6 protein-coding genes are annotated in these 5,885 nt (G+C 43.0%); 1 reads left to right on the top strand and 5 read right to left on the bottom strand.

Features of this window, described 5'->3' with window-relative positions:
* Positions 1-198: 198 nt before the first annotated feature.
* Positions 199-891: a sugar transferase gene (locus L2082_RS18045; RefSeq protein WP_446010510.1), complete on the top strand. Its 693-nt coding sequence runs from the start codon at positions 199-201 to the stop codon at positions 889-891.
* A 6-nt stretch (positions 892-897) separates the two neighbouring features.
* On the opposite strand, the gene L2082_RS18040 is transcribed toward L2082_RS18045, so the two are convergent.
* From L2082_RS18040 to L2082_RS18020, 5 genes are all read right to left on the bottom strand, one after another.
* Entirely contained in the window at positions 898-1,773 is an 876-nt protein-coding gene (locus L2082_RS18040) for a WecB/TagA/CpsF family glycosyltransferase (RefSeq protein WP_446010509.1), read from the bottom strand.
* Positions 1,715-3,013 (bottom strand): hypothetical protein, encoded by a 1,299-nt coding sequence (locus L2082_RS18035; RefSeq protein WP_446012076.1) that lies wholly within the window; start codon positions 3,011-3,013, stop codon positions 1,715-1,717. Before L2082_RS18035 ends, L2082_RS18040 begins: the two co-directional genes overlap by 59 nt.
* A 36-nt stretch (positions 3,014-3,049) precedes the next feature.
* Positions 3,050-3,940 carry a glycosyltransferase family A protein gene (locus tag L2082_RS18030; RefSeq protein ID WP_446010507.1) on the bottom strand — a complete coding sequence of 297 codons (891 nt, stop codon included), beginning with the start codon at positions 3,938-3,940 and terminating at the stop codon, positions 3,050-3,052.
* Positions 3,937-4,944: a glycosyltransferase gene (locus L2082_RS18025; protein WP_446010506.1), complete on the bottom strand. Its 1,008-nt coding sequence runs from the start codon at positions 4,942-4,944 to the stop codon at positions 3,937-3,939. Before L2082_RS18025 ends, L2082_RS18030 begins: the two co-directional genes overlap by 4 nt.
* A 140-nt stretch (positions 4,945-5,084) precedes the next feature.
* Positions 5,085-5,738, bottom strand: a complete 654-nt coding sequence (locus tag L2082_RS18020) for a hypothetical protein (protein ID WP_446010505.1) — start codon at positions 5,736-5,738, stop codon at positions 5,085-5,087.
* Positions 5,739-5,885 lie beyond the last annotated feature (147 nt).

The following is a 5,885-nucleotide window of genomic DNA, read 5'->3' as shown; positions in this document are numbered from 1 at the left end:
CGCACTCTCTGGCACTACATTAAGAATCCGAAAATCTGTGATGAGTAATTACAGATATTTGAAAGAGGAGCAAGGCCCCAAAAAGGACTTTTTTTCGTGTTTTGAGCACAAATCCTACGAACTTGGGTTAGGGGGTTTTATGATACGATAGAGGAAATTTTAGAAAAATGTAAGATTCAAGGGGTCGAGGCTCGGTTAGTGAATGATTTTTTTGACCTGCCGTTTAGTCAACCAGGCCACCGTGAAGAATTTTTTTTGGATTGTGCTGCCAAGAAAAGGAGATATCCTCTTCAGGATGACCTGAAACGCCTGTTGGATCTGGTTGCCTCTTTGTTCGGGCTTATCTTGTTCTCTCCCCTTTTTTTTATAATTGGACTCGCTCTTTATATAGATGATGGTTGGCCGATTTTTTTTATCCAGGAACGTATCGGCTTGAATAAACGTAGATTTAAGATGTGGAAATTTCGGACAATGGTCAGGAACGCTGAACAACGTCTTGCAGAACTTGAAGACCTGAATGAAGTGCAGGGTGCGGCTTTTAAGCTCACTGAAGATCCCAGGGTGACAAAGCTGGGAAAGTTTCTTCGAAAAACAAGTCTGGATGAACTTCCTCAATTGTTCAATGTTTTAACGGGAAGCATGAGCCTTGTCGGCCCCAGGCCACTGCCGATCCGAGATTTTGAACGCTTCTATAGGAATCAGCACCGAAGAAGATTCAGTGTAAAGCCAGGAATCACAGGACGTTGGCAGGTTTCAGGGAGAAGTGATGTGGATTTTGAAGAATGGATGGCACTGGACCTTGAATATATTGACAAGTGGAGGTTCTGTGATGATATTGAAATTTTGTTCAAAACAGTTGTAGCTGTGGTGCGGTGTAAGGGAGCAAGATAATCTTTGTTAAGAGCCTGAGTCAAAATTAGAGCGTGAATGTGACAAACGCTCCATTAAGACATGTAATAAAAAGGTTGTGTTTCCATATACATACCTTTTAAACATTCTGCCAGGCTCTTGTACGAGCCGGTAGAGCCACTCTAATCCAGCTCTTCCCATCCATGCGGGGCATCGTTTTTTCCTTCCAGAAAGATATTCAAAGGCAGCTCCGCAGGTAATGATAACTTTTGCTTGAATTTTATAAGCATGAGCATCAATCCAACGTTCTTGTAAGGGCATCCCTAAACCGACAACGAGGATATCCGGTGAAACTTTGTTAATTTGTTCAATAATTGTGCAGTTTTCTTGACCCTCTTTCTCGAAGTATCCATGATGGGTTCCAACAATTTTGATTGATGGATTTTTTTCTTGAAAAATTTTAGCTGTTTTTTCAGCAGCATAATTCGGTCCACCCAGTAGAAAAAGGGTATATCCTTTCGAGGTAACAAATTCTGCAAAAGGCCATCCCCAATCAGCCCAAGTAAGACGGCTTGGAAAAGTATAACCAAGAATTTTTGCACCCAGCACAACGCCTGCGCCGTCTATTCTCACGAGATCGGCTTTTTTGAAGAAATCCATTAACCACGGAATATTACGAGCGAGGTTGATGCTGTGTACATTCCCTGAAAGAACGTATCCTTGACGCCCCGAATGTATAAGATAGGATATTCCTTCGTGCAATTGATCCATGTCGGCAGCAGTCACAGGGACACCTAAAATCTCCTTCTTTTCTAGAAGGAGATCTTTATATGGGGATTCTTGAATCAATGTATTCTCCGTTTTTTTAGAAAGGACGGATAAGTTGCTCAACTTGAAGAATATAACTTTTTCTTTTTCCATCATGTACTGAGTCAATTGACACAAAACGACTATCAGGACTCCAACGAGGGTGAAGGTCGCAACGATTATATTCGTAGTATCTCCAAGGAGAGAAAAAAGAACCAAGTAGATGCATTTTTTCTTCCAACAAATCGTATATAAAAAGGTGTTGATTTCTGGCTTTGTCTGGATACGTATCAGTTAACATGTACCGTCCATCAGGAGATACCGTATAGTGCCCATCACCAAATTTTTCCAGAACATTCTCTCCAATAATAGTAATTTCGTTTGTAACAATATTAACCTTATAGTACTTATCTCCCGCATCATCTGTTCTTGCCCACGCAATAATATTATCGTTATCCATCCAATGGTAATGAGAGACCATGCGGGCATCAAGCAGTAAATTCAATTCTGTTCCGTCAGGCGAGGCACTGTACAATCGAGAGAATTTTCCCTGCTCAGTATAATAACGATGTAAAAAGACGAACCGGTCTCCATGAGGTGAATAAATAAGGTGGTTTACTTTGTGACGAGCACTTTTCATCTCTGGTAAGGGATGGCTTTCCTTTAACTGCTGCAAGGAGATAATAAGCTCTTCTTTTCCTTGCATAAGATTAACACTCCAAATGCCATCAGCATCATCAGGCATATCTTCCTGAAAATTAACTACTTTGGGTCGATAGCCGTAACAATTTCTCAAGAGGTGAAGGCGTTTATAATTTATGGATAAGGCTTCAGCCTTGCGAGGGTGAACGGTTTGGACTGGCCAGGGAATAAACTGAGTCTTCACGTGCTCCGAATCATCAAAATCCACAACCTGCATACCCAGGATATTCTCCTGAATTGTATTATGAACAACAGCAACCGTGCCATTGATTTGCACCCATTGAGCCATAGCTCCCTGCTGCCAGTTCCAAGCCGAGCTTGTCCCGATTACTTTTAATGAGCGTGCAATTCGATCAAGCTGTATAATTTCAAGTTTATCGCCTTTTTTCTGATGCAGTAGCATTCTGGACATATCAGGCGACCAAGGAGACTTGTCGTAATACCCAAAAAAATATGGCTCTTCCGAATATTCAAGACCGGCCCAAGCAAAAGCTGACTGCAGGGTCACGCTCGGATGCAGACTGTATTGAAATCCTTTCTCACGATGAAAAAAATAAATCAAACGTTTATATGTTTCCTTTACTACAGTACGTAGTACGGGAAAATTTTCCAAGGCCTTGGCAATCAGGCGTTCTTTTGTAGAATACTCTGTCAAAGCGTTCTGCTCCTTTCCATCAATCTTTTATGCAACTTATCTCTCCGCATTTCTCTTTGTCCATTGTTGAGCTACCTCGGAAAGTATTTTTCCAGCAAAGAGCAACAAAAGAAATCCCAGCCGCTTGAAAAAAGGGAAATGGGTTGTATGCTGCCAACCCACCGACAACATTTGCGCAGCCCCCCATTGCTTGGTTTCCTGTTGAAAAGAGGTCTCAGTAAACCTCTCTTTTAATAATGCCTTGGCTACTCCTGCTTTCCAGCGTAATTTCATATAGCCTTTCAGAGTAGTCGGCCAATGATGATAATTAACCGCCTCTTCAGCATAGATAATCATCATTTTATTGCGCAGCACCTGATGGCCGAAATTACGGTCTCCTCCACGGGGTACATTTGTATCAAAACAAATACCAGCCTCTTTGATAGGCTGCAAAAGAAAGGCAAGATTCATACTACAAATCATTGAGGGCGAGCGGACAATATGTCCTTCTCGGTCACGGAGCTTTGGCATATCCTGACTGATAAACTGCAGCAGCGAGGCAAAAAGATTGTCGGGAAAAAGGTTCCCGGTTCTACCTTGCACTGCCATCGCATCAGGATACTGCTGAAAAGCCTGGACAATCCGCTCAACCCAAACCTTTTCGGCAACTGCATCATCATCAATAAAGGCGAGAATGTCGCCTGAGCAATTGCGCATCGCTTTATTGCGGGCAAAGTTAATACCTATCTGCTCCTCAATAACGTAGTCTATCGGCAGATGCCCGGTCATCTGCTCAACAACCAGTCGAGTATTATCTGTGGAACCGTTATCAACAACAAGAACCTGGTCAGGAAGCCGAGTTTGGCTGATTAAACTCTCCAAGGCTTTATTGAGAAATCCCGCTCTGTTTCGGGTAATGATAGCAACGGTTATTGTTCTCTCACTCATATAGATACCTTCCTGCCAGCCGCTTTACTAATAAGCAGAGCATACTTTTCTTCCAGCAGGGCTGTCTGTTTTTCCAGATTAAAACGATGCTGCACCCGTTCTCTCCCTAGCGCGCTGATTTTTTCCCATAAGGCGGTATGCTGAAAAAAAGCACTGAGCAGCTCTGTAAGTTGTTGGACATTTTTCTCTTCAACCAAACATTCTTTCAATTCCTCGCCCAGGGCCTCCCGTGTAGCCGGGATACTGAAGAGAGCCATAGGCAGTCCCATGGCCATTGCCTCCTGAACAAATGTCGGCATTCCTTCCCGTTCACTGGGAACACTGAGCACTCGCGCCTTATTCATCCATTCGCGAACAGTTGTATGGGGCTGCATTCCCAGAAAACGACAGTTGGTCTGCTGTGCTGCCGCCTGCTCCTCCAGAGAAGAGCGGTACGGGCCATCGCCAATAACAACCAGCTGTATTTCAGGATTCTTCTTCTGCAGAGCTGAAACAGCCTCAATCACATACTGACAGCCTTTGAATTCCTCCAAACGGCTGACAAAAAGCACAGTCGGTTCTCTCTCAACTGCCGAATCCGGTGAGAACATATTAAGATCAATCCCGATATAATGGACGAAAATTTTTTCCTCTGGATATCCCTGCCTGAGTAGCCCTTGATGTACAGAGCGGGAAACAGCTATAAATAAATCAGCAGAACGAATAAGATCTGTCCGTTTTCGCAAATAAATTTTATAGGTAATGCGATTCTGCTCTTTTTTCCACTCGTCTGTCGTGGTGGCATCTGTGCCGTGAAAGGTTACCGCAAGAGGAATATTAAGTTTATGATGGACAGGCAGATACAGCGTCGCATCTTTGCCCATATGGACATGACTGAGGCAGGGAGTAAGCTTCTGTATTTCCTGTACCATAGACGGAGCATAGCCGAACAATTTGTACAACGCCTCACGAAATCGTCCCGCCATTGTGCCGTTATTAAGGAGAAAGGTTTTCTGCCGATCCAATTTAATTCCCTGCTGGACGCGGGAGCCGAAAAAAAACGGTTCATATTTTTTCAGTGCCCCGGTCTGATATTTGATGAAGGTTTCTGAGGGGGGCAGAAGCAGGTCTCTGTATATTATGATACGTTTTCTAGCTGATAGCATTAACAGTCTATAATTGCAGTTTTGGGAGGTAACGGGGGAGGAAAACCTATCCAGCCGTTATCCGATGATTCTGATCCAAAAAGCTCTGTTGGAACTTCTTTGCCATGTAAATGAATATGGGTATCTTGGACCATTGGAGAATAAAAACATATCCCGGCCAGCTCATCAATACAGGGTATACGTTCGCCTTCAACAGGGTCTTTCAAGCTTTTTATTTCTATTATTATTTTTTTTCCGTCACGAATGACGTGCCATTCAAGAAAATCATGCATTGTTTTATACTGGAGAAGTTTAGCAGACGGGGCAACCCAAACAAGTTTTTTGTTGTAATAATCCGCTAAGCACTTAAATGCTTCCTCTTCCGCAGGAGGAAAAAATATTTTTCCTTGACGGCACATAACTGCCTTGGCCAGATGAGTATAGATAATTGCATACCCCTGCTGCTGAACTAGTTCATCCAATATTTTTCTTGTTAAAGAGTATCGGAGGCTATTTGGCCCAGCTCTCCAAAGCTCTGATCTTTCTGGATGCTGCGCAAAGCGCGTGAATGCAATTAGGGGGCTTCCGTCACGAAGAGTAATAGTTTTCAAAAGATTAGTTATATTATCTGTCGATTTTACACGGGTCGATTTGCCGAGGATAACCTTAACCATATTCTTTAAATGGTTAAATGGCAATACCGCAAAACTCGCACAGTAGCTTCAGGCAGCAAGCTTATACCACTGTTCCTTGAGCTTGTTTAACTGCTTCTGTGATTGTTTAGCGGAACGGATATGAGTTTTAAACCGATTCCTGTGATT

The organism is Candidatus Electrothrix sp., assembly GCF_052785085.1.
The sequence above is the reverse complement of the archived record's forward strand: the minus strand, read 5'-3'. Positions and strand labels throughout refer to the sequence as shown.